This is a genomic window from Psychrobacter sp. H8-1, assembly GCF_904846575.1.
GTDB lineage: Bacteria > Pseudomonadota > Gammaproteobacteria > Pseudomonadales > Moraxellaceae > Psychrobacter > Psychrobacter fulvigenes.
This window is the reverse complement of the sequence record NZ_CAJHBG010000001.1, coordinates 2,980,499-3,004,642: the sequence shown is the minus strand read 5'-3', so window position 1 is coordinate 3,004,642 and position 24,144 is coordinate 2,980,499. Positions and strand designations below refer to the sequence as shown.

Annotated in this window: 19 protein-coding genes and 1 riboswitch; of the genes, 11 read left to right on the top strand and 8 right to left on the bottom strand. The window is 44.7% G+C overall.

The features are described from left to right. The first annotated feature begins 370 nt into the window (after positions 1-370). The 3 genes from JMY01_RS12430 (at position 371) to JMY01_RS12420 (ending at position 3,763) form a co-directional block, all read left to right on the top strand. Entirely contained in the window at positions 371-1,483 is a 1,113-nt protein-coding gene (locus JMY01_RS12430; protein ID WP_201576261.1) for a hypothetical protein, read from the top strand. 307 nt (positions 1,484-1,790) lie between these two features. Next, on the top strand, positions 1,791-2,549 hold the full coding sequence (locus tag JMY01_RS12425; protein ID WP_201576259.1) for an endonuclease/exonuclease/phosphatase family protein: 759 nt from the start codon (positions 1,791-1,793) through the stop codon (positions 2,547-2,549). Positions 2,550-2,755: 206 nt separating this feature from the next. Beyond that, the gene (locus JMY01_RS12420; RefSeq protein WP_201576257.1) at positions 2,756-3,763 is read left to right on the top strand and encodes an NADP-dependent oxidoreductase; all 1,008 of its coding nucleotides are present in this window, start codon (positions 2,756-2,758) and stop codon (positions 3,761-3,763) included. Between the two features lie 11 nt (positions 3,764-3,774). On the opposite strand, the gene JMY01_RS12415 is transcribed toward JMY01_RS12420, so the two are convergent. From JMY01_RS12415 to JMY01_RS12405, 3 genes are read right to left on the bottom strand one after another with little or no spacing between them, the layout of a single operon-like run. Continuing rightward, positions 3,775-4,392, bottom strand: a complete 618-nt coding sequence (locus tag JMY01_RS12415) for an alpha-ketoglutarate-dependent dioxygenase AlkB (RefSeq protein ID WP_201576255.1) — start codon at positions 4,390-4,392, stop codon at positions 3,775-3,777. Continuing rightward, positions 4,389-5,300 (bottom strand): alpha/beta fold hydrolase, encoded by a 912-nt coding sequence (locus JMY01_RS12410; RefSeq protein ID WP_201576253.1) that lies wholly within the window; start codon positions 5,298-5,300, stop codon positions 4,389-4,391. The genes JMY01_RS12415 and JMY01_RS12410 overlap by 4 nt, the downstream gene beginning before the upstream one ends. A gap of 31 nt (positions 5,301-5,331) precedes the next feature. Then, positions 5,332-7,248: an ABC transporter ATP-binding protein gene (locus JMY01_RS12405; RefSeq protein ID WP_201576251.1), complete on the bottom strand. Its 1,917-nt coding sequence runs from the start codon at positions 7,246-7,248 to the stop codon at positions 5,332-5,334. A gap of 347 nt (positions 7,249-7,595) precedes the next feature. On the opposite strand from JMY01_RS12405, the gene JMY01_RS12400 reads away from it, so the two are divergent. After that, a complete protein-coding gene (locus JMY01_RS12400; protein WP_201576248.1) occupies positions 7,596-8,474 on the top strand; it encodes an EamA/RhaT family transporter in 879 nt (292 codons plus the stop codon). 351 nt (positions 8,475-8,825) lie between these two features. Then, on the top strand, positions 8,826-9,716 hold the full coding sequence (locus tag JMY01_RS12395; protein ID WP_201576245.1) for a fructose bisphosphate aldolase: 891 nt from the start codon (positions 8,826-8,828) through the stop codon (positions 9,714-9,716). Between the two features lie 92 nt (positions 9,717-9,808). Here JMY01_RS12395 and thiC read toward each other — a convergent pair whose 3' ends face one another. The 3 genes from thiC to argH all read right to left on the bottom strand — a co-directional run bounded on the left by thiC (position 9,809) and on the right by argH (position 14,458). Further along, complete coding sequence (gene thiC, locus JMY01_RS12390; RefSeq protein WP_227677913.1) at positions 9,809-11,926, bottom strand: phosphomethylpyrimidine synthase ThiC; 2,118 nt, start codon at positions 11,924-11,926, stop codon at positions 9,809-9,811. 244 nt (positions 11,927-12,170) lie between these two features. Beyond that, a riboswitch (TPP riboswitch) is annotated at positions 12,171-12,315 on the bottom strand. 121 nt (positions 12,316-12,436) lie between these two features. Beyond that, positions 12,437-12,727, bottom strand: coding sequence for an oxidative damage protection protein (locus JMY01_RS12385; RefSeq protein WP_201576241.1), 291 nt, complete (start codon positions 12,725-12,727; stop codon positions 12,437-12,439). Between the two features lie 357 nt (positions 12,728-13,084). Then, a complete protein-coding gene (gene argH, locus JMY01_RS12380; RefSeq protein WP_201577640.1) occupies positions 13,085-14,458 on the bottom strand; it encodes an argininosuccinate lyase in 1,374 nt (457 codons plus the stop codon). A gap of 185 nt (positions 14,459-14,643) precedes the next feature. Here argH and JMY01_RS12375 point away from each other — a divergent pair, with 185 nt between their 5' ends. The 6 genes from JMY01_RS12375 to JMY01_RS12350 all read left to right on the top strand — a co-directional run bounded on the left by JMY01_RS12375 (position 14,644) and on the right by JMY01_RS12350 (position 20,938). Continuing rightward, entirely contained in the window at positions 14,644-15,717 is a 1,074-nt protein-coding gene (locus JMY01_RS12375) for a histidine kinase (protein WP_227677911.1), read from the top strand. Between the two features lie 508 nt (positions 15,718-16,225). Next, complete coding sequence (locus tag JMY01_RS12370; protein ID WP_201576238.1) at positions 16,226-16,963, top strand: LytTR family DNA-binding domain-containing protein; 738 nt, start codon at positions 16,226-16,228, stop codon at positions 16,961-16,963. A gap of 281 nt (positions 16,964-17,244) precedes the next feature. After that, positions 17,245-18,252: a hydroxymethylbilane synthase gene (gene hemC, locus JMY01_RS12365; RefSeq protein ID WP_201576237.1), complete on the top strand. Its 1,008-nt coding sequence runs from the start codon at positions 17,245-17,247 to the stop codon at positions 18,250-18,252. Between the two features lie 141 nt (positions 18,253-18,393). Next, positions 18,394-19,335, top strand: coding sequence for a uroporphyrinogen-III synthase (locus JMY01_RS12360; RefSeq protein ID WP_201576236.1), 942 nt, complete (start codon positions 18,394-18,396; stop codon positions 19,333-19,335). A gap of 92 nt (positions 19,336-19,427) precedes the next feature. Then, on the top strand, positions 19,428-20,387 hold the full coding sequence (locus JMY01_RS12355; protein WP_201576235.1) for a hypothetical protein: 960 nt from the start codon (positions 19,428-19,430) through the stop codon (positions 20,385-20,387). A gap of 62 nt (positions 20,388-20,449) precedes the next feature. Next, positions 20,450-20,938, top strand: coding sequence for a thioesterase family protein (locus JMY01_RS12350; protein ID WP_201577639.1), 489 nt, complete (start codon positions 20,450-20,452; stop codon positions 20,936-20,938). Positions 20,939-21,237: 299 nt separating this feature from the next. Here the strand turns inward: JMY01_RS12350 and ribBA are convergent, their stop codons facing one another. Next, entirely contained in the window at positions 21,238-22,344 is a 1,107-nt protein-coding gene (gene ribBA, locus JMY01_RS12345; protein WP_201576234.1) for a bifunctional 3,4-dihydroxy-2-butanone-4-phosphate synthase/GTP cyclohydrolase II, read from the bottom strand. Between the two features lie 329 nt (positions 22,345-22,673). Then, positions 22,674-23,963 carry a replication-associated recombination protein A gene (locus tag JMY01_RS12340; protein ID WP_201576232.1) on the bottom strand — a complete coding sequence of 430 codons (1,290 nt, stop codon included), beginning with the start codon at positions 23,961-23,963 and terminating at the stop codon, positions 22,674-22,676. Between the last annotated feature and the right edge of the window lie 181 nt (positions 23,964-24,144).

Here is a 24,144-nt window from a genome sequence, read left to right as displayed (position 1 = left end):
GCCTCAGCAAAAGAAAGACACTAGAAAGACACTATTATCGCGTCACTTACAAAGAGTCATCATTTACTTGCAAAATACCCCTACAGTGAGTAAGGTAAACTTGTTATGATGGTATTAAAGGTACAAGAGAATGGCTAAAGCTGCTTAAAAATCTACATCTAAGAAACTATCGTAAACAATATTTTTAATAATTGTATCTCAATAAAAGTGTTTATCAACAATAATGACTAACCAAAACACTGGCTATCTATAAAGATAATAAATCACAAATAAATACATGATTGAAGGGTATGAGACATCTTGTATGTGTTATTTTAATTGATGATGACTTCCCTAAAATCCAAAGATAATAAAATTAGGAGTACTATCTATGAAAGCAACGCTTAAGAGTTTACGTGAGACCAAAGCCAACCCAGCTGTCAGCGTCTTTGTAAAAACCCACCGCGCTCATCCTGCTAATGAGACTGACCCTATCGCCCTTAAAAACCAACTAAAAGTGGTCGAAGAGCGTCTGACAAATGAATACGATAAAGCTACAGCGACGACTATCTTAGATAAGATTCATGCAAAGACTAATGATCTGAATCATAACTACAACCTAGATACCTTAGCTATCTTTGCTAGTACTGATGATGTACAAGTACTGCGTTTACCTCTAGATGCCAAAGAACGGGTCATTATCGGTGAGCGTTTTGCAACCCGTGATCTGGTACGTGATATGGCGAGTGCCGTCCATTATTACACTGTGGTGCTTGGTCGTGATCATGCACGTTTGATTGAAGCGTCTAACGATCGTGTAGTCAAAGAGTTTGACAAAGATGATGATGCGCAAAAGAACATGGAGAGCATTCCATTTCCTATCGAAAACAATAGTTTATATAAGACAGGTGATGGTGGCTCTGATCGTTCAGCCAACAACGAAAACAGCTATCTAAAAGAGTACTTCAATCGTATTGATAAGAGTGTACAAGAGCTGTGGGGCGAGCATAAAATGCCACTAGTGATTGTTGGTGATGCTCGTAATATTAGCTACTACAAAGAAGTTTGTGATCGTCCAGAGAATATTATTGCTTCTGTATCGAATGTCACAAACCTCGAAGATGGTAGTGCCCAGCACATCGTTGATGGCGTACAAGAAGCCGTCGAAAGCTATCGTTCTTCATTGCATGAAGCGGCACTTGGTGAAATAGACAAGGCTCGCGGCGCAGAGATGTTACGCACTGATTTGCAAGAAGTTTACCGTGCTGCCTATCAAGGGGCTGGTGAGACGTTATACTTACGTCGCGGTTACATGCAACCTGCCAAGATTGACGAAAAAGCGCAGACACTCATGATCGCTGATGATGCAGCCGCAGAAGGCGTTACTGATGATGCGGTTGGCGAGATCATCGAGCACGTGATGCATAATGGTGGCGAAGTAGTCTTTATGCCGCAAGATATCATGAGCGAAGACCAACCCCTTGCTCTGGTAACGCGTTACTAATTATTAACTCAAAACTTATTAGTACGGAATAGCAAAAATAAAAGCATTGATTCATTATGAGTCAGTGCTTTTTTTATGAGTTATTTTTTTAGATTGGAAGTAGGTAAATTTGCCGTTTGTTAAGTGAGCAGTTATCCTATAATACGAAAATGCCTTGTTTTTAAACATTGTTTTTTAGGCATTATGTTATTTGCTACATGTTTAGCATAGCGATGGTCTATGATGGTGGGTAAGATAATAAGCAGGTTTTATACTATACTGCTATGAGTATCTGCCTTTAACCCTCTACTTTATGAACGCCAAATCTATGAATAAAAAAGACTCTTTTATCTTGACCAGTTATAACATCCATAAAGGGATGTCGCCGCTAAACCGACAGGTCAAAATGCAAGGTATTGCGCAGGCGCTCGAAATAGTAGCTCCAGACATACTGTGCCTGCAAGAAGTGCAAGGACAGCATCTAAAGCGCAACTTACAATATAATGAGTATCCTGACCAATCTCAGCATGAGTGGTTTGGAGAATATCTGCAGCTGCAAAACAGTTATGGCAAAAACTCAGAATATGAAAACGGACACCATGGTAATGCGGTACTGAGCCGCTTCCCACTAGATCCCAAACACAATGTCAATATAACGGTTAATAGACTAGAGCAGCGCGGTGTATTGCACTGTGAGGTTCAGCCGCCGGGTTGGGAGATGCCAGTGGTCGTGCTCTGCGCCCATCTAAATCTGTTTGAGCGTGATCGCATCAAGCAATATCAGGCGATTAGTGATTATGTGCGCAATGTCATTAGCCCAGAGCAGCCACTGATTCTGGCAGGCGACTTCAATGATTGGAAAAAGCTATCGTGTGATAAGCTAGCAAGTGATCTTGGGATGATAGAAGCCTTTAAGCATTGTCATGGTCAACTATTGCCGACTTTTCCAGCAAAACTGCCTGTATTAAGCTTGGATCGTATCTATGTACGCAATCTTTCGGTCAAGGATGCTTGGGTACATACTGGCAAGCCGTGGTCGAAGCTGTCTGATCATCTGCCTCTGAGTGCTGAGTTGGGTTTACTGTAAAGTCTATTGTCTGTTAGCGACATACTCATATCTATGTAATACCAAACCCAAAAAGTACGATTAACTTTGTCAAACTTGCTAAGCCTACTAGATGTAGTACTTGCACAAATTCTCCGCGTTACTCTAATTTTGGAAATGGTATAAGATATAAATCTTAAACAGCCATCTATAATCAACAGACCCTAAATAATATAAGGATATATTACATGTCTCAATCTACTAATAACCGACAACTACCAACCACTCAACATGCCGTGCTCATTCGTGAGTTTGGTGAACCTGATGTCATGAGCTATCAAGAGGGTGTTGCGATTCCTGAGCTTAACGATGAACAAGTACTCATAAAAGTCGCATATGCAGGTATTAACCCCGTTGACTACAAAACGCGCCAAGGTAAAGGTTGGGGTGCGGACAATATCCGTCAAGCAAAATTCGATAATGACGAGCCAGCCATTTTAGGTTTTGATGTGGCAGGCGAGGTAGTTAGTAGTAACAGCGATAAGTTCGCTGTTGGGGATAAAGTGGCTGCATTAAGCTTTGGCGGTGGTTGTTATGCTGAGTATGTGGCAGTAGACGCAAAGCTGCTCGCCAAAGTCCCAGAGTCGGTGTCATTAAAAGCTGCAGGTGCCTTGCCGTGTGTGGGACAGACCGCGCTACAGTTTGTAGAGTTCGCAGACATCAAAAAAAGCGAGCATGTGGTGATGAATGCACCAGCAGGCGGAGTAGGTCATCTCGTTATCCAGCTACTCATGGATAAGGTGACACAAGACGATATCAAAGTAACCGTTATCTGCTCACCTGAGAAGTATGACAAGCTGTCAGAGCTGGTCGATGTCGATAAGCTAGCAGGTTGGATTGACTATACAAAAGACGATGCCTTCCCTGACCTGCAAGCGGATGTACTGCTAGATCTGGTCGGAGATGAGGCGGGTGTCAGAGCGCTGAGCGTACTCAAGTCGGGTGGCCGTATCAATGTACTGCCAACCATTTGGGTTGACAAGCTAAAAGAAGCAGGAAGCTCGCAAGACCTAAGCGTCGACGGCTATGCAGTCAAGCCTAATGGTGAGGATATGCAGCGAGTTTTACAACAGTTGGCTGATGGTAAGCTGGTGCTAAAGGTACAGCAGAGCTATCCACTGTCAGAGGTGGTTGCTGCCCACAGTGAGCTACAAAAAGGCGATGCTTTTGGCAAGATTGTATTGGAAGTAGGCTAAGCTAAATTTGATCAAACCGATAGCATACGACGAAAGGTCAGACTAATACGACCGTCATCGACCTTTTTGGTCTTAGTGATGGTGTGTTTCCAAAATTTTTGCGTATCACCGTGCATGACGATAAGCTGACCAGACTCAAGATGAAGCTCGACTTTATCTTGAGTTTTTTTGTGTTTGAAGACAAATTTACGCGTAGCGCCCAAGGAGAGCGAGGCTATAACAGGCTGAGAGCCGAGCTCTTTTTCATCATCCGCATGATAGCCCATACCTTCACTACCCGAAGGATAATAGTTTAGCAAGCACGAGTTAAACTCAGCCATGATTCCTAGCTCTGCAAGATGCTTTTCAATATGTTGTTTCACATGAAACACTACATCAGACCATGGAACGCTTTGGCGAGTATGACCAGAATAGTGATAGCTGGTGCCTTTATCACCCATCCAAACGATTTGACGACTGGTGCTATGAGTCTTACCAAACAATGTCACGATATCAGGTTGCCAAGGTAGCTCGGTTAATAATGTTTCATAGAGAGCATCAGAATGCTCAGTAATCACGCCTAAATTATTTACCTTACCGTCGTATGGCAATAGGTTTTCAGTTGGCGTGTGAGCAAAGAGGTCAGTCATGACTTGGCTTGTTTGCCACTCTGATGGTGCTCATGAATGATTTGAGCGCATAATTCAGGTGCTTCCATGGGTAATAGATGACCGTACTCAGGCAAGGTGATGATGTGCTTTTCAGGCACTACACCTTGCCAGCTTTTGCGCACTTTATCACTATTGAATACAGAAGGCTTTGCGAGTATCAGCGTGTAGGGTACGTTATTTTTGTTCAGGTTTTTTAGGGCGCTGGTGATATAAGGTGTGCCAAAATAACTGGCTAGCTCATGTTCAGGTTTAAATAATAAAGTATAGCGACCGTCATCTGTTTTGACTAAGCTGTTATTTGCAAAGGTGGTTAGATGCTCATCGCTGATGCGTTTAAAAGCCCGATGCTGACGCAAGTATTGATAGTAATCATCGATACTCGTCCAGTGGCGCTGTTTTTTACGCGTGCTCTTAAATGGCTCTTGAGTCATCAGTAGTCGCCGAGGAATACGGCTATATAACAGTGTCTGCGGCTTGGTAAAGGTCACAGGATCAATAAGGTATAACTGTGAAAATAATTCAGGACGCTGTGCAGCGGCCATCACCGTCGCGCTTGCGCCTTGCGAGTGGCCAATACCTACAATGGGCTGGTCTTGGGTTTTCTCTAGATATTCAATCAGCATAGCGGCATCTTGCTCACGGGTCATCACTTTATTGGCCGGTTCATCGTACCAGTAGCCACGCATCGCCAAAGAGCTAAGATCAAACCCTGCTGTCAGCTCTGTCAATAACGGCTCATAAGTGCCGACTGTGAAACCATTACCACCATAGAAATGTGCTGAAGGGCGCTGATCATTGAGGGTTGCTTCTAACTTATTGAGCGAGCTTAGATCATAGTAGCGTGCTTGCTGGTCGTTAATACTGATGCTTTTTGCATATGCTTCCATGAGAATAATACTACCTTTTAATCTACATTAACTAACTGTCTTCACCTAAGAAGCCACCACTTTGACGCTGCCACAAGCGCGCATAAACACCATCTATTGCTAATAGCTCATCATGACTACCTTGCTCAATGATATGACCTTTATCCATCACTACCAGTCTGTCTAGAGCAGCAATGGTAGAGAGGCGATGGGCAATGGCAATCACGGTCTTGCCAGTCATGATGTCATTGAGACTTTCGGTAATCGCAAACTCAATCTCAGAGTCAAGTGCGCTAGTGGCTTCATCCAACAATAAAATCGGGGCGTTTTTTAGCATAACACGGGAGATGGCGATGCGTTGACGTTGACCACCAGAGAGTTTGACTCCGCGTTCACCCACTTGTGTATCAAGGCCAGTGTTGCCTTTGTCGTCGTATAGATCTTTGATAAAGTCCCATGCCTGCGCTTGTTTGGCCGCATGGATGATTTCTTCGTCACTAGCGTCAGGGCGGCCATAAGCGATGTTTTCACGCACGGTACGATGGAGCAGTGAGGTATCTTGGGTGACCATACCAATTTGCCCGCGCAAGGACTCTTGGGTGACCTCATCGATGGCTTGTCCATCTATCAGTATTTTACCTTTATCGACATCAAAGAAGCGTAATAGTAAATTTACCAAAGTTGACTTACCAGCCCCTGAGCGCCCGACCAAACCAATCTTCTCACCTGGTTTGATATCCAAATAAAAGTTATCTAATAGTTTGATTTGTGAAGCGTTCAGCGCGGTGGCGGCAGTCTCAATCTCGTCAACACGCTCACCTTCGACGTCGGTGTTTTCTTCGCCTTCATAACTAAAATCAACATGGTCAAACACAATATGACCATCAGTGACGTTGAGTGCTGGCGCATTGGGCTTATCAATGATGGTTTGCGGCGCAGATAAGGTACGCATGCCATCTTGCACCGTACCGATGCTTTCAAAAAGACTGGCGGTTTGCCACATAATCCAGCGCGTTAGGCCGTTTAGACGTAACGCCATAGCCGTGGCTGCGGCAATCGCGCCGACGCCAACGGCGCCTTGTTGCCACAAGTACAGACCAATACCCGCCGTGCTACTGACCAAAATAACGCTAATAAGGTGGGTTGATACTTCTAAATAACTGACCCAGCGCATTTGCGCATGCACCGTTCCCAAAAACTGCCCCATGGCGTTTTTGGCATAACCAAGCTCACGGCGTGAGTGGCTGAATAGCTTGACCGTCATGATATTGGCGTAGGCATCGGTGATACGCCCAACCATCAAGGCGCGGGCGTCCGCTTGGACGATTGCGGTACGTTTGAGCCTAGGAATAAAGAACCACATGGTCAGGCCAACCAAGACAAACCAAGCGATAAAGGGTATTAATAATAGGCTGTCTAAATTAAATAAAATGACACCAGTGGTAATAAAGTAAACCGTGACATACATGAACATATCAGTGACGGTCATCACAGTATCGCGCACGGCAAGCGCTGTTTGCATCACCTTAGCAGAGACACGACCAGAGAACTCATCTTGATAAAACTGCATCGATTGCCCAAGCATGCGCTGATGGAAGCGCCAACGCATTTGCATTGGGAACACGCCCTGTAGGGTCTGAAAGTGGATAAACGATGATAAGGCAATCCAAAATGGACTGACAAGCATCACTGCAAACATCAGCAGCAACATATCCCCTTTTTCTGTCCATAGATTTTGCGGTGTATAGATGCCAAGCCAGTCGACTATGTCACCAATCCACGCAAACAGCATCGCCTCGTATATTCCAATACCTGCGGATAAAATCATAAACAGCAGGAGCCAGCCACGCAGACCTTTGGTACAGGCCCACAGAAACCTCAGCAGTCCATCACGGGGTGAGGGCAGCGGCATAGGGGATTCAGGAAAGGCTGGCAGGCGGTTTTCAAAAAAGCGAAATAGAGCATTCATAGGCAATAGAAATACATCAAGATGACTGGCATCATTAAAAGTGACAGGCTTCTTGAGCCATTATTTATAGGGGTGCAACAGCACGCTAGTTTAGCAAAACTTAGCAATCACACCTGCATGCTAATTGTAATTTGAACGCAGTAGACACTTTGTACGAACCAATATTTTGAGCGGTTATAAATAGATTGCCATATGGGAAATATATTGTTACATTCTATAGTTTTATTTTATTTGCTTGAGATCAATTTTATTTTGCACTGATGATAGCGCCAACACTAGGGCGTGTCCTCAATCAAATTATATGAATAATAAACACGCAAACTTGCGGCTTAATAAGGTAGAAGCTAATGATATATTTAACGATTGCGGTGCTTTGCAGCGTCGCTGTCTCTGTACTATTAAAAGTATTGCGTCAGAAGAATATAGACATTCGTCAAACCATCGTGGCAGGTTATCCTGTGGCTTTTTTGCTCACTTGGTTATTATTAAAGCCAGATGTTAGCAGTATTGGTACTTTGGGCAATGCGTGGGGTATTATCATTGCACTTGGCATCTTATTACCTGCCGTCTTTGTGATCCTTGGACGAGCGATTGAGGCGGTCGGTATGGTCGCAACCGATGCCGCGCAGCGTTTATCGCTGATTATTCCTATCATCGCGGCATTTATGCTATTCGGTGAAGTACTAACAGGAACGCGAATATTGGGGTTAGGACTGGGTTTCTTGGCACTTGCGGCTTTAATCTACCGTCCGCAACAAGCAGTTAGCACTCAAGACATTAGTAAAAAAGCTACTACTCCTAACCGTACACTACGAACTCCATTATGGCTATTTGGGGTATGGGCAGGCTATGGCGTTATTGATATTTTATTTAAACAAGTTGCCAAGCAAGGAGCTGCGTTTCCGCTGACTTTATTTGTCAGTTTTGGGATGGCAGGACTGCTCTTGTTTATCTACTTGCTCATCACTCGCGTGCGTTGGCAGGGTAATGCTCTGATAGCAGGGCTGCTACTTGGTGCACTCAACATGGGTAATATCTATGCGTATGTGCGTGCTCATCAGGTTTTGTCTGAGTCGCCAAGTATCGTATTTACGGGAATGAACGTCGGTGTCATCGCGGTGGCGACTATCATTGGTGTAGGCGTATTCAAAGAGCAGCTTAATCGTATAAACATGCTTGGGATAGTACTCGCAGTGAGCTGTGTGGCGGTTCTGTTTTTGGCTTAAATAGTTTTTATGCGCTTAACTGCCATTGAGTTGGATGTTGCAATAGCATAATCAATGAAAAAAAGTAGCTGATGACACGATATTTGCTCGTCAATTAACGGTTCAGTTTGTATATTCTTCTCGCGGTATATATACTAACTCCTAGTGATGGTCTACAAAATACCAACAATTGTTCTAGGAAGGTGCTTATTCTTAACTGACTGAATATAGGCACAAAGCATGGTGTGTGGTAAAGTTGTTTATGATTCGATGACGTATAAACGCTTATAACTCATCTAATATACAACATCTAATGTACAACGTATCACAATAAAAACTGACCCTTATTAATAAGTATAGGATGAACACTTAATGGAATACCAAAAGCAATTACAACGCATAAAAAACGATTCAGGCTTTATCGCTGCACTTGACCAAAGTGGCGGTAGTACGCCCAAAGCGCTTGAGAACTATGGCGTGAGCGGCGATGAATACGATAATGACGAAGCCATGTTTGATTTGGTACATGAAATGCGTGCGCGTATCATGACCTGTGATACTTTTGATAATGAGCGCGTCCTTGGTGCGATTTTATTTGAAGATACGATGGATCGCGAAGTCAATGGTAAGCCAACGGCTAACTTTCTATGGGAAGATAAAAATATTGTCCCATTTTTGAAAGTAGATAAAGGCTTAGCAGAACAAATGAGTGGCGTGCAAGTCATGCGTCCCATGCCAGATTTGGATGCCTTATTAGATAAAGCCAAAAAGTATCCAGTGTTCGGTACTAAAATGCGCTCAGTGATTTATGAGCCTAATGTCGATGGTATTGAGCTGGTGGTGCAGCAGCAGTTTGACGTTGCCAAACAAATCCTTTCAAAAGGTCTCATGCCAATTGTAGAGCCAGAAGTAGATATCAATAGTGCTAAAAAGCATGAGTGTGAACTACTGCTCAAAGCGGATATCCTACGTAACCTTGAGCGTCTAAGCGATGACCATCAAGTGATGCTAAAGCTCACCCTACCTGAAGAGGCTGGCTTTTATCAAGAACTGATTGATCATCCAAAAGTGCTCAAGGTAGTTGCACTGTCTGGTGGCTATAGCCGTCATGATGCGTGCGATAAACTTGAAGAGAATCCAGGTATGATTGCCAGTTTCTCACGTGCTTTTACCGAAGGCTTGAGCAAACAGCAAAGTGATAAAGAGTTTGCTGATACGATTGATGCTTCTATTGATGAGATTTATAAAGCGTCGAAGGTTTAACGAAATTTGTTACTGATATAAGCCATCTAAAAGCAAAAAGCTCTACTATTAGTAGAGCTTTTTTATTCTAAATAAGAAATAAACAGTTTACCCTAAACCTCTTTATATAATTGACGACCCTCAGAGTGATATTTCTCAGTCATCTTTGCCATACCTTGACGAACTTCATCTAAGCTCGCTTCTCGGGCTTGTCCAACCAGCTCGGTATCAACTTGCTTGATGCGATGATTATTATCTTTTAGATCACCGCTACTTGGCGTCACTTTACTCTCTAAACCCTTAGCATATTCGCGCACGTTTTGAGTGATTTTCATTGAGCAAAATTTCGGGCCGCACATGGAGCAAAAGTGGGCGGATTTGTGCGCGTCCTTTGGCAAGGTCTCATCGTGATATTCACGCGCCGTATCAGGGTCGAGTGCCAGATTAAACTGATCATCCCAGCGGAACTCAAAACGCGCTTTAGATAAGGCATTATCACGTGCCTGTGCACCCGGATGACCCTTGGCAAGGTCGGCAGCGTGAGCGGCAATCTTATAAGTGATGATACCGTCTTTGACGTCCTTTTTATTGGGCAGACCGAGATGTTCTTTGGGCGTCACATAGCAAAGCATCGCCGTACCGAACCACCCAATCATCGCCGCCCCTATGGCGCTGGTAATATGGTCATAACCAGGAGCAATATCTGTCGTTAATGGCCCCAACGTATAAAAAGGCGCATCTGCACAAGTCTCAAGCTGCAAGTCCATATTCTCTTTAATACGGTTCATCGCGACGTGGCCTGGGCCTTCAATCATCACCTGTACATCGTGCTGCCAAGCAACTTGCGTGAGCTCGCCAAGCGTACGCAATTCGCCAAACTGCGCTTCGTCATTGGCATCTTGTAAACAACCAGGACGCAAGCCATCACCTAAGCTAAAAGCCACATCATACTGCTTCATAATCTCGCAGATATCTTCAAAATGTGTGTATAAAAAGCTTTCTTTATGATGGGCAAGGCACCACTGCGCCATGATTGAGCCTCCACGTGAGACGATACCTGTGAGTCGATTAGCGGTTAGAGGCACATAACGCAAAAGTACGCCCGCGTGAATGGTGAAGTAATCTACGCCTTGCTCCGCTTGTTCAATCAGCGTATCACGGAATATTTCCCACGTGAGGTCTTCTGCTACGCCATCGACTTTTTCAAGTGCTTGATAAATAGGCACCGTACCGATGGGTACTGGCGAGTTACGAATCAACCATTCACGGGTCTCATGGATATGATTGCCCGTGGATAAATCCATGATCGTATCGGCGCCCCAACGCGTCGCCCACGTCATTTTCGACACTTCTTCATCGATAGAAGAACCGAGCGCCGAGTTACCGATATTGGCATTGATTTTCACCAAGAAATTGCGCCCGATGATCATCGGCTCGGATTCAGGATGATTAATGTTATTGGGAATAATTGCGCGTCCAGCCGCGACCTCAGAGCGTACAAACTCAGGGGTAATTATTGTAGGCGTATTAGCACCGAAGCTTTCGCCGTCGTGCTGACGCATATCAGTCAGCTCATGCTGCTTTTGCGTTTCGCGAATGGCGATATATTCCATTTCAGGAGTAATGATGCCGCGACGTGCATAGTGCATCTGCGTGACATTACCCGCTTTACCATTGACTTTTTTGGCACGGCGCGGCTTATCAATATGGGCAAAACGTAGATTGGCCGTGGTGATATCACGCGCACGCGCTTGCCCGTATGAGCTGGACAAGCCGCTCAATTGCTCGGTATCGTCGCGCTCAGCTATCCAGCCTTCGCGTAGTTTTGGTAAACCTTTGGTTAGGTCAATTTGGGCATCAGGATCGGTATAGACACCTGAGGTGTCGTAGACATAAAATGGCGGGTTTTGCTCCCAGTCAGCCTCAGCCAAGCTCTGAATAGGCGTTGGAGCCAGCTCAATCTTGCGCATTGGTACTTTGATATCGGGTCTTGAGCCTTCGATATAGACTTTTTGCGAGGCGGGTAGGATGCGGTGTAAGTCGCGAGCGTCTTCTTCAAAACGGGCGTCGGTAGACGTACGGTGGGCAGGGGTTTTTAGCGCGTCCGCTTTTTTGTCAGCTTTGCTATTATGCCCATTATCAATAGAATTATTGACGGGCGTATGAATATTAGCAGAAGTGCTCAAAGTGGAGTTAGAGTTGGTACTTGAGCTGTTTTCTAGAGTAGTCATATGCTGTCCTAGCGTGTTGGTTTTTGAGTAAAAGCAACACCGCCAGTAGCTGCGGGGGTAAGCGTTGGTTATCAATACAAGCTCAGTTTTATAAAAACCATCTACTACTAACCCTAGTAATAGATGGTTTTAAAAAATCAGTGGACGCAGCTTAATATTAACCGTCACCCTTAAGCGCTTAACAAGCGACATAAAATAATAACGGTAATATAAAGGCATTTCTGCACGCCCTTTGTATCGGTATAGCCAGTGCTTAAGACTTCCCTGCGTCGGTACTAACCGCATCAGGTTCGGCGGGTGATCTCTCAGCGAATGTATAAAGGCAGATACTTTAATAAAGCAAGTTCAGTAAAGCGAGCCTTTAATACACCGCACCCCGAGTCTGTCAGTGTTGTGAATCAGCTTTATACTAACAAAAATTTATGATGAAACCTAGCCATCTATTGATAATTAATAAACGATAAGTTTGCTCGTATTAAGTTTATTAGTTTAAGCTGTCACAGGAGTGTGTTATGTCTCAGGTGTCCAGCCTTGCGGGCGTTCGTAGTCTTCATTGTCCAAAAACTTGTTACGCTGCTCAGTCAAAAACTTTTTGGCTTCAGGATCCATCATGCTCAGATGGTTTTCGTTAATCAGCATGGTTTGTAGCTCAAGCCAGTCGTTCCATGCTTTTTCAGAGACTGTCTCTTGCAGCGCTTGTCCTGCTTTGTTAGGAAAAGGAGGATGCGGCATTTTTGGCAAGTCTTTTTGGTATTTGCGGCAAAAAACTGTATTGGCTTGCGGATTAAAAGTCTCAGTCATGAGGTACTCCTTATTAGTGGTATTAAGTCGTTATTATGGTACTGATATGGTACTGAATCGAATATTCATATCAACCTATAGTCGATGCACTTTAAAAAGAACATAGCGCTACTGGGGTGAATTTTGCGCAGCCTCTGTGATAACAGCACGCAAGTAAAATTTATATCAGTAGCGCGCTTAAATTTATGTAAGAGTTTTATTTTCAACTGACTATATGATAACGGTCTTGGGAGATTTAGCAAAGGCTATCAAGTGTATAGACGGTAACAGCTGCCATTCTTGATAAAACTTACAAAAACACCCGCATGGATGGCGGGTGTTTTTATTTGATAAACTATGCAGTGGTAAATCAGATACTTATGCAAACACTTTTAGACGCGCACGACCGTTAGCTACGGCTAGCTTAACCTGATTGGGTGCAGTACCGCCTAGATGATCACGGGCGGCAAGTGAGCCTTCCAAAGTTAAGAAATCAAACACATCATCACCAATCGCGTCACTAAACTGCTGCAGTTGAGCAAGTGATAAATCACTTAAATCAACGCCTTCTTTAATACCCAATGCAACCGCATTACCGACCACTTCATGCGCATCACGGAATGCCACACCTTGGCGAACCAGATAGTCTGCCAAGTCGGTCGCAGTCGCATAGCCTTTCATGGTGGCTTCGCGCATGGCATCGATGTTTGGCGTGATGTTTGGTAGCATATCAGCAAAAGCGAGTAGCGAACCCGTTAAGGTGTCAACGCAATCAAAGAGAGGCTCTTTGTCTTCTTGGTTGTCTTTATTGTAGGCCAGTGGTTGGCTCTTCATCAGGCTTAATAAGGTCATCAGTTGTCCAAAGACACGCGCCGCTTTACCACGTACCAACTCTGGCACGTCAGGGTTTTTCTTTTGCGGCATGATAGATGAGCCAGTACAGAAACGATCTGGAATCTGTACAAAGTTAAACTGCGCCGACATCCACAAGATGATCTCTTCACTCATGCGTGATAAATGCATCATTAAGATAGAGGCCGCTGAAGTAAACTCAATGGCAAAATCACGATCAGAGACCGCATCGAGTGAGTTTTGACAAATACCTTCAAAGCCAAGCAGCTCAGCGGTAATGGTACGATCAATTGGGAAGGTCGTACCCGCAAGGGCAGCGCTACCAAGTGGCATCTGGTTGATACGGCGACGGGCATCGACCAGACGCTCGGTATCACGATATAACATCTCAAACCATGCCATCACATGATGGCCAAAGCTAACTGGCTGCGCCGTTTGCAAGTGCGTAAAGCCAGGCATGATAGTATCGGTATGCTGCGCTGCCAAATCAAGCAGGCCGCTTTGTAGACGTACCAACAGAGCGATGATATTGTCAGTTTCTTCGCGTAACCACAGACGAATATCGGTGGCGACCTGATCATTACGGCTACGTCCTGTATGCAGTTTTTTGCCGACGTCGCCGACGATATCGGTCAAGCGTGACTCGACGTTCATATGCACGTCTTCAAGCGTAATGGACCAGTTAAACTCGCCCGCTTCGATCTCGCTGAGCACTTGCTGTAAGCCATCGATAATGGTTGCGACTTCCTCGCTAGTCAGAATCTCGCACTCTTTGAGCATGGTAGCGTGGGCGATAGAGCCTTCGATATCATGACGGGCAAAGCGTTGATCGAAGCCGACTGACGCAGTGAATGCGGCAACGAAGCTATCGGTTGCTTCACTGAAGCGTCCACCCCACATTTGCTGGCCTTGGCTACTTGATTGGTTATTTTGTGCGGTGTTTTTAGCTGCGTTTGTGCTAGAATCGAGCGCACCTGAATGATTATTTGGCTGGGGATTACTAGAATTTGAAGAGTTGGCGTTCATATTGGTCTAAGACAAGTCAGGAGAATAAGAGCTTAAGTATAGCAAAGGATGAGGTTGCCTTGCTAGCTGAGCGCTTAGAGTTTTTTATTCCCAAACTCATGGAGGTCATGAAGCTTTGGCAGTGGCTGCTGTATATCGTTTTTTGGTCGCTGTTTGTTACCGTTATTGATCGTCATGATCTCGTAACTTGGTCAGAGTTTTTGCTCAAATTTATGAGCCGAGTCATTCAAAATATTTTGTCGATTATCCCTCCGTTATATTTGATTGATTATCTGCGTCCTATTCTGAAGCGCATGAGCATCCCTAAAGTCAGTATGTTTATATTACTGCTCATGATCATCAGCTCTGCGTTAATGATGATCTTGGTGATGCTGGTTATGATCAACGTTGGCTGGCTTGAATACAACTATCACGCTTTTGTATTAAATGTATTGTTTGATGGCGTGATTTCTGGTGGTTTTACGTTAGTGTTTTTAATATATTTTTTACATCGACATCGTGAGTTAGTAGCACTTAAGCAGTCATTTGAAAACAAACTCATCGCTCAAAACTATTTAATCAAAGCGCGTATTGCCCCGCATTTTTTATTTAATACCATCAACACCTTGACATCGCTGATTGAATCTAATCCACCGCGCGCGGCAGATCTTTTGCAACATGTGTCAGCACTGTTTCGTGCCAGTTTTAATGGTCCACGTGAGATTAGCTTTGAAGAAGAGGTTGCTCTGTGTGAGCATTATTTGGCCATTGAGTCGAGCCGTTTGACGGATAAGCTGGTTGTCAGTTGGGATCTTCCTGACGATGATATTATGTATGATATGGTGATTACGGCATTAACCTTACAAAGTGTAATCGAAAAAATGCTGCTCAATGTGGCTGAGATGACCACTGAAACCATCCATATCGATATTGTGGTAACGTGGCAAAAGCACGTTGTTGCTATCACCATTACTGTGCAATTACCCAGCAAGACCTTGATGATTACGCATGATTTGCGCCGCCAACTAGATCTGCATGAGCAAGCTGAGCGCTTAAAAACCCATTTTGGGGAAAGCTCAGAGATCGAAAGTACGGTAACCAGCGAACGCATCATCACGGTCATTAAGTATCCTCTATATGACGTCGGGCTTTGAGCCTTATCTTTCATACCTGTAAATCAAAAGTTTTATCCTGTAACGTTTGTTAAGCCTAATTTCAAGCTATTTCTTAGCTATGGCATGCTTATTGCATCGCTTAGCTAAGTAGCTATTTTAAAAATGCTAACCCATGGTAATCATACTAAAAGTAGCTGTTTATTTTTAAAACATCTTTAAATTTTTATGTGCACAAGGCGATAAGTTACTATCAAGACGCCTGAGTATTTTTTTAAATTCAAATATATAGATAACAAATAGAAAACAAATGTTTTTTAGTTTAAGCACCATGCATTTTAGGTTTACAGTAGAATGTGGCGAAAATAACAATACCCCATGGACTAAGACTTTTACTTTATAACATTTTTTATTTGCAAACGAATCAACAGATTAGGTCTTCAGACGTAGGATGAGAAGTATCAGTGAGCAATGCAATTCCTCCTACTGTCAGATAAAAATTGTTAATAATATTAATATAGCGTTAAGATGCTAAAAAAGAGGAGTTGACATGCGTATTGTCATTTGTGACGATGAACCACTCGCTCGTGAGCGTTTGGTCAGGATTGTACAGGAGTCAGGATATGAGGTGGTCGCACAAGCAACGACGGGTGCAGAAGCCGTTACTGCGGTAAAGCTACAGCAACCTGATGTTATCTTATTAGACATACGCATGCCGGAGATGGACGGAGTGCGTTGTGCGCAGTTACTCAATGAGCTTGAGCATCCGCCAGCGATTATATTTGTCACGGCTTATGATCACTATGCTATTACTGCGTTCAAAGCCAATGCTATTGGTTATCTATTAAAACCTGCCAACAAAGATGAGCTATTGGATGCACTGAGTAAAGCCAAAAACTTAAATGCGGCTCAGCTAAACCAAATCCGTAAGCTTGAAGACCCGACGGCTCGACCTGTACGTGAGCATATTTCTGCGCGTACCCATCGCGGCGTTGAGTTAATTAAGCTTAAAGATATCTATTACTTTACGGCAGATCAAAAGTACGTCAAAGTCCGTCATAAAAACGGCGTCGTGCTGATTGACGAGACCCTAAAAGAGCTTGAGGAAGAGTTTGGCGAGCGTTTATTCCGCGTTCATCGCAATGCTATTATCAATCTCAGCTATTTAGATTATCTAGAAACCATAGACTCAGGACAGTATCAGGTTCGTTTTAAAGGGATTGAAGAGGCTTTAGCGGTTAGCCGTCGCCATCTACCGGCATTGCGTGATAAAATACAAAGTATGTAACAGGCCGCTGAAAAGTAGATATTGATAAAAAGTAGCGTTTATTATTCAGACCTCTACATTCAAATAATTAAAGGTTCCCACCGCTCTCGCGACTTACTCCGCAGCTTTCGCAACTTATTATAATTATTAACCCTCTTAACGAAAAAGTATGCAAACACAGATGCCATATCATCAGACCCTTATTTATGCTTAAATAGGGGTATTTTTTTTGCGTCTTATAGACGTCCTAACAGCAGTAATATTGAATCAACAATATCGAACCCATTATATTGAGGCCACTTATGAGCACCACACAGCAACCTACTTTGAAGACGTTAAACATCGCCACTCGTCAAAGTCCTCTTGCTTTATGGCAAGCAGAGCACATTCGTGACCGACTTTTAGCGTTATATCCAGAGATGACCATCAACCTTCTAAAAATTGTCACTAAGGGTGATAAGATTTTGGACACGCCCCTGGCAAAAATCGGGGGTAAGGGTTTGTTTGTCAAAGAGCTTGAGCAGGCGCTGTATGACAAGCAGGCAGATATTGCCGTACATTCATTAAAAGATGTACCGATGCAGCTACCTGAAGGCCTGACGCTTGGGGTTTATTGCAAACGCGCCGCGCCAACAGATGCGTTTGTGTCTAACACTTATAGTAATATCGATGAGTTGCCAGAAGGCGCCGTCGTTGGTACCTCAAGTTTGCGTCGTCAATGTCAAATCAAAGCCTACCGTCCAGACCTACAAATAAAAACCTTGCGCGGTAACGTAGGGACGCGATTAGGAAAGCTCGATGCGGGGGATTATGATGCGATTATCCTAGCGACCAGTGGTCTGCAGCGTATTGAGCTGACGGAGCGCATTCGTGGTGAGCTCGATATCGACACCTGCTTGCCCGCAGTCGGTCAAGGGGCATTGGCAATTGAGTGCCGTAAAGGTGATGCAGAGGTAATGGCATTGCTTGCACCGCTTAATGATAATCAAGCGCGTATTCGCCTAATCGCAGAGCGTGCTTTGAACCGTCATTTAGAGGGTGGCTGCCAGGTTCCTATTGCAGCTTATGCAGTACTGCATGCGGCAGACGCGACAGATTTTGACAACGATGATGCGGGTGATCAGTTATGGCTGCGCGGCCGTGTCGGACAAGCGGATGGCAGCGAACTGCTAAAAGCTAACAAGCGTATTACACTAACAGGAACGCAAACAGAGCAAGAAGAGCAGGCCAATCAGCTGGGTATCGATGTCGCTAAGATGTTGTTGGCTGATGGTGCAGGTGATATCTTGGCAGCAATTTATAACCCTTAATTATAAACAGACCTTAGTTGTCGTGAATACCTTCATGGCTTCTGTTTTTTAATCCATGGTCAAACTCAAAAAGTTGAGCAACAAACGCAGGCAAGCTTCTTGAGTTTGGCACAAACCAAACCCATTGTTTCGAGCAAGTATATGTCTATGTCTCGCGCATCATCGTCTCAATTAACGGACTTCTCAACATCATCTCCAGCCGTGGTGATCAATACCCGTCCAGTAGAGCGCGCCGCACCTTTAACGGAGTATTTGCAGAATGCTGGTTTGACGGTTGTCGATATACCAATGTTGACACTGCAAACCCGTGCTGTCAGTGATGCAGATATCGAGCTGATGCGCCGCTGGCTAGCAGGTGATTATCAAGCGTTGGTCATCGTCAGCCCCACGGCGGCGGCTTCAGGCTTGGCAGTGTGGCAAGCGCTTGCACAAGAAAAGCAGCAAGCTGATACAAATAAACCATCAGGAACGATAGCGAATGAGCTTGGCGCTAACACAGCACCCAGCCACATCATTGCGGTAGGAGAGGCGACAGCTTCAGTATTGCAAGATCCCAAGCTACACCCTAACTATCAAGTCCTAAAGCCAATTATTGCCAACAATGAAGGTATGCTGGCCATGCCAGAGATTGAACATCTGCAAGCAGGTGACAAGCTTTTGGTTTGGCGCGGGCTTGGTGGGCGGCGATTATTGGCGAATACTCTAAAGGAGCGCGGAGTACAGATTGATAGTATCGCTTGGTACGAGCGTACTTTACCTGTCGATGCAAGCGCAAACTACCAGCAATGGCACAGCCGCTTTACGGCAAGAGATGAAGAGCAACCACTGTCAAAGCCAGTTGTCATTGTGAGTAGTGGTACCGCTTTTGAGCATTGGGCAAGCGTGGTCGCGCAAACACAGGCCTCTGTATCAGACTCAGGTTTAGAGCAGGCATCTGCGCTGACCTTGTCTGATTTTAATTATGTGGTACTAGGTGAGCGTTTAACGAATATGCTTGCTGAGAAGCAACTGCGCCATTGGCGTGTAGAGGACTTGTCGCCTGCGACTATTTTAGATGCCATTCAAAGTGATCGTCTGTCCTAGCGGACGCTTTTATAAACAACTATTTTTGCTACTTTATCATTTGATTGCTCATTTTGAGGAGCAATCAAAACTATCTATAACGGTGCTGCATTATGTCAACAGAGCTTGAACCTTCATCTGATACGCTAGCTGCCGTTCAGCAGCGCCGGCAGGCGAGCATCTTATTGTCACGACTGCAGTGGCTGTTTATATTGCTATTGATCATCGCTTTGGCTTGGTTATATGTCTCCCAGCAGCGTTTTCAAAATCAAATCAATGAGCGTTTGCACAGCAATGAGCAAGTAGTCAGTCGTTTGAATGAGATGGATGATCGTCTCTTTGCTATCAGTCAGCAAAGTCTACCCGAACCTAGATCGCAAGCAGGCAGTCAAGCACAAAACCAGCTGGACTTATTACGCATTCAGATACAGGCAGCCGATAGACTACTGGCTGATAACAACCATAGTGCTGCGATTGATTTGCTACGAGGTTTGCAGTGGCAGCTATCGCAAAGCAATAATGAGATTGCACCGACTTTAACCATCGTGATCAAACAAAGCTTGGCCGAAGACATTGAGCGTCTGCAGGCTCAAAGCAACCAGCCTAGCCCATGGCAGCTACAAAACCTTGCGATGCAAGATATTCAAGAGTTTTTGCATAGCACTAATTATGGGAACAGCATTGATGCTAGAAATGATGGCCGAGATAGCACTACAAGGATCACAGTAACGAATCGGCAGCTCATCATTCATGAAGTAATCATGACGCTAAACTTGGCGATGCAAGCCAGCAATATGCGTGAAAAAGAACAGTTAACCAGTTATCTACAGCAAGCACGAAAGCAGCTGCAAGTACTTGTGCCAAATACATCTTTGCCCAAAAATAATGCTCATGCAAATTCTGTCACGCCCTCTACTGATACTGATAAGCACACGACTGGTCATCAGAAGAGCTTAACCAAAGAAGCACCACATAATATCTCCGAAGTCATGGTCTGGCTTGATGAGCTGATTGCCAATGCTCCAGCTGCAACGCCTTTGTTGACGACACAAATGCTTGATAAGTCTCGATAGGAGTGAGTATAGTGATAATGGCAGCAGCGTTATAGCCAATCTACGATAAAACAAGGTGAATGATGACTACTATTAATCAAATATCAAGTTTGACGGCAGAGCTGCCACGTGAAAGCCGCCCAGAAGCGCTTGCACATTATGCAGTGATATATATCCAAGCCATACACTGGGGTGAGATGGATGCGTTCAATCATTTGAATAACGTGGTTTATTATCGTTATGCTGAATCAGCGCGTATCGCTTATTTACAAAAGATTGGGGCATTTGATGGCAGTGTGACCATACTGGCGCAGTCAAGCTGTCAGTATTTACGTCCAGTGGTCTATCCTGATATTTTACTGATTGGTGTCCGTTGTCAGCGTCTTGGCAATACCAGTATTGTCATTGAGTACAGCTACTATAGCTTGGCGCAGCAAGCAGTGGTTGCTACTGCTGATGCGGTGTTGGTACGTTTTGCTAGTGATGGCAAACAAAAAATGCCATGGACCACCGTTGAGCGCGAGCAACTGTTTGCTTTGGAAGCAGAGTTTGGTCACACGCCTGAGTCTTAATATTAAGATCTGTTTGATTATTCAAATATAGTTCTGACAGTCAGAAGCAGTCTATAGTCGTCGATACACTCTAAAAATGTCATAACGCTACTGGGATGCTATCTTTTGAAGTACAGTTGCGCAGCCTCTGGGTACGCAGCACGCAAGTAAAATTTATACCAGTAGCGCGTTTAACTCCATAACAGTTTTACATTCAGCTGACTATAAACGCAGTTAAAAAAAAGGCACGCCAATAAAATGAGCGTGCCTTTTTTGTATGCTGTATTTGCTAACAGGAAGTTTTAAACTCGATATTAGCTTTATTTGGGTGCATGGACAAAGTCCACAACGTTTAAGTCAAAGCCAGATAGAGCGTAAAACTTCATCGGCGATGACAGCAAGCGCATATCACGCACCCCTAAATGGCGCAGAATCTGTGCACCAACACCGATACTACGATACGGCTGCTGAGCAATGGTCGATAGTGATTGATTATCGGAAGCTTTATCAAGCGCGTCACCCAAATCGATCGGCTGATGACTACCAATCCATACCAAGACCCCACGCTCTGAAGCACTGATCTCTTCTAATGCCGCTTGTACGCTCCAGCCGCTACGTCCAGTGGTGTCATTCTTGGCGGCAAACAAGTCACGCAGCGGATGAAATCCGTGAACACGTACCGTACTCACACCTTCGCTCACATCACCCTTGACCAGTGCTATATGAGTCTCATCTGCACCAAACTCGCGGAAACGGTGTAGCGTGAAGGTGCCATGTTCTGTCTCAAAAGGATGCGTGTCAATCTCTTCTACCGTTTGCTCATTAGCGATGCGATAGTTGATGAGGTCAGCGATGGTACCGATCTTTAGATCATGCTCTTTGGCAAATATCTCAAGATCATCACGGCGTGCCATCGTACCATCAGCGTTGATAATCTCTACAATGACCGCTGCTGGCTCAAGTCCTGCTAGACGTGCTAAATCACAACCGGCTTCAGTGTGGCCAGCACGGTGCAAGACACCGCCGTTTTGAGCCATAATAGGAAAGATGTGCCCAGGTTGTACGATGTCTTCTGGTTTTGCAGCTGATGATACAGCCGCCTGAATGGTACGCGCACGATCTGCAGCAGAGATACCAGTCGTTACGCCTTCAGCCGCTTCAATAGAGACGGTAAAGTTGGTGCTGAATTTTGCCTCGTTACGATCAGACATTAGCGGCAGTGCTAGCTGTTGGCAACGTGCTTGCGAAAGGGTCAAACATACCAGTCCACGTGCATGAGTAATCATAAAGTTGATGTCTTCAGGACGGACATGGGTTGCCGCCATGATAATGTCGCCTTCGTTTTCGCGATCTTCATCATCCATCAAGATGACCATCTTTCCAGCGCGAATGTCTTCGATAATTTCAGGAACAGTATTCAAATTCATAAAAAGTCTCAATGTTTTATTATTTATCAATGTGTGGAAGATAAGGTGTAAAAATAAAAATTAATTTGCCTATTGTAGCAGTAGATTAGCTGCAGCGCTGCAGCTGTTGCTAGAAAGTCGCTCACTAATAGGGATGGGAAAGCGTCAATAAATGTTACTCGTATCCTGATATGGTTACTGTTGGCAGATTTTAAAGGCTTGGGCTGCGACTGGTCATCTCATTGCTAGGCCATCAATCTGATTATTGGTGTATGGCGTTATAATATTTGTCGCTATTTTATATAGGACTGACTATATATCTGATGAGGACGCGGCCTAGAGGACACTTTTTATTCATTGCCCGCCGCTTGAGATTTTAACCAATCCATAAACTGTTTACTGTGCTGCTCACGCTGATTGTCTGCAAATTCATAAAAACGAGTGCCCACTAGATTATCAGGCAAGTAGCTCTGCGGATAATAATGATTGGGATAGTTATGTGGATAAGCATAACCTTGGCCATAGCCTTGGTCACGCATCAGTTTGGTGACACCGTTACGCAGATGTAGAGGAACAGGGGAAGCGTCTTTTTCTGCCAAAGCCATCGCCGCATTGATTGCTTGATAGGTGCTATTACTTTTAGCGCTGGTCGCCAGATAAACCACGACCTGACCTAAGATAATACGTGCTTCAGGCATCCCTATCGACTGGACGCTGCGCAGCGCCGCATCAGCGAGCAGGAGTGCATTGGGGTTGGCATTGCCAATATCCTCACTGGCCAAAATCACTAAGCGCCGTGCGATAAAGTCTGCAGGCTCGCCGCCAACCAACATTCGCGCCATCCAATATAGCGCCGCATCAGGGTCTGAGCCGCGTACGGATTTGATCATAGCGGAGACGATATCATAATGCTGCTCACCGTTTTTGTCGTAGCGTACCAGCGCCGTTTGAGCCACTCGTCCGACCAATTCATCATCAATCATGATAGGTGATTGCTTTGGATCGGCAGTCTGTACCGCCAGCTCTAATAGGTTGAGCGCTTTACGGGCATCTCCATGAGCCAATTGACTGATAAAATCTTGCGCTTGCAAGTTGATAGACAGTTGCTGAAGTACGCTATCTTCAGTAATCGCGCGATGGAGTACGGTAGCAATCTGTTCCGAGGTAAGCGGCTCTAAACGGTACACTTGGCAACGTGACAGTAGAGCATTATTGACACTGAAAGATGGGTTTTCAGTGGTCGCGCCAATCAAGGTAATATCACCAGATTCGACGGCTCCTAAAAGAGCATCTTGCTGGGCTTTATTAAAGCGGTGAATCTCATCGATAAACACCACTGGCGATTCAAAGCTCAAACCGTCTTTACTGTCCAAGACTTCACGTAGTTGTTTGACGCCTGTATTGAGCGCTGACAAAGCATGAAACGGCCGCCCCACGGCACCAGCTAATAGCATGGCGATGGTGGTTTTACCGATACCTGCTTCACCATGCAAGATGATAGATGGCAGATGATTTTGCTCAACCAAGCGCCGCAGCGGTGCACCTTCAGCCAACAGATGTGCTTGACCGATGATGGCATCAAGAGAAGTCGGACGCATACGCTGCGCCAGTGGGGTATCGGTATGAAAGTTGGGGGGCATAAAGTTCTCTGTTTTTTAACGAAGCGTTGCTGCAATATAAGTGAGGCTAGCGCAGTTCCATGTTAATGCCAGTCATATAAATGTACAGCTTATGTCTTAGATGCTTTTATTTTGTGGTGGCTAGCCTTATTTATAGACTATGATAATCAATAGGTTATGGTATCAATGCCTTATAAACAAG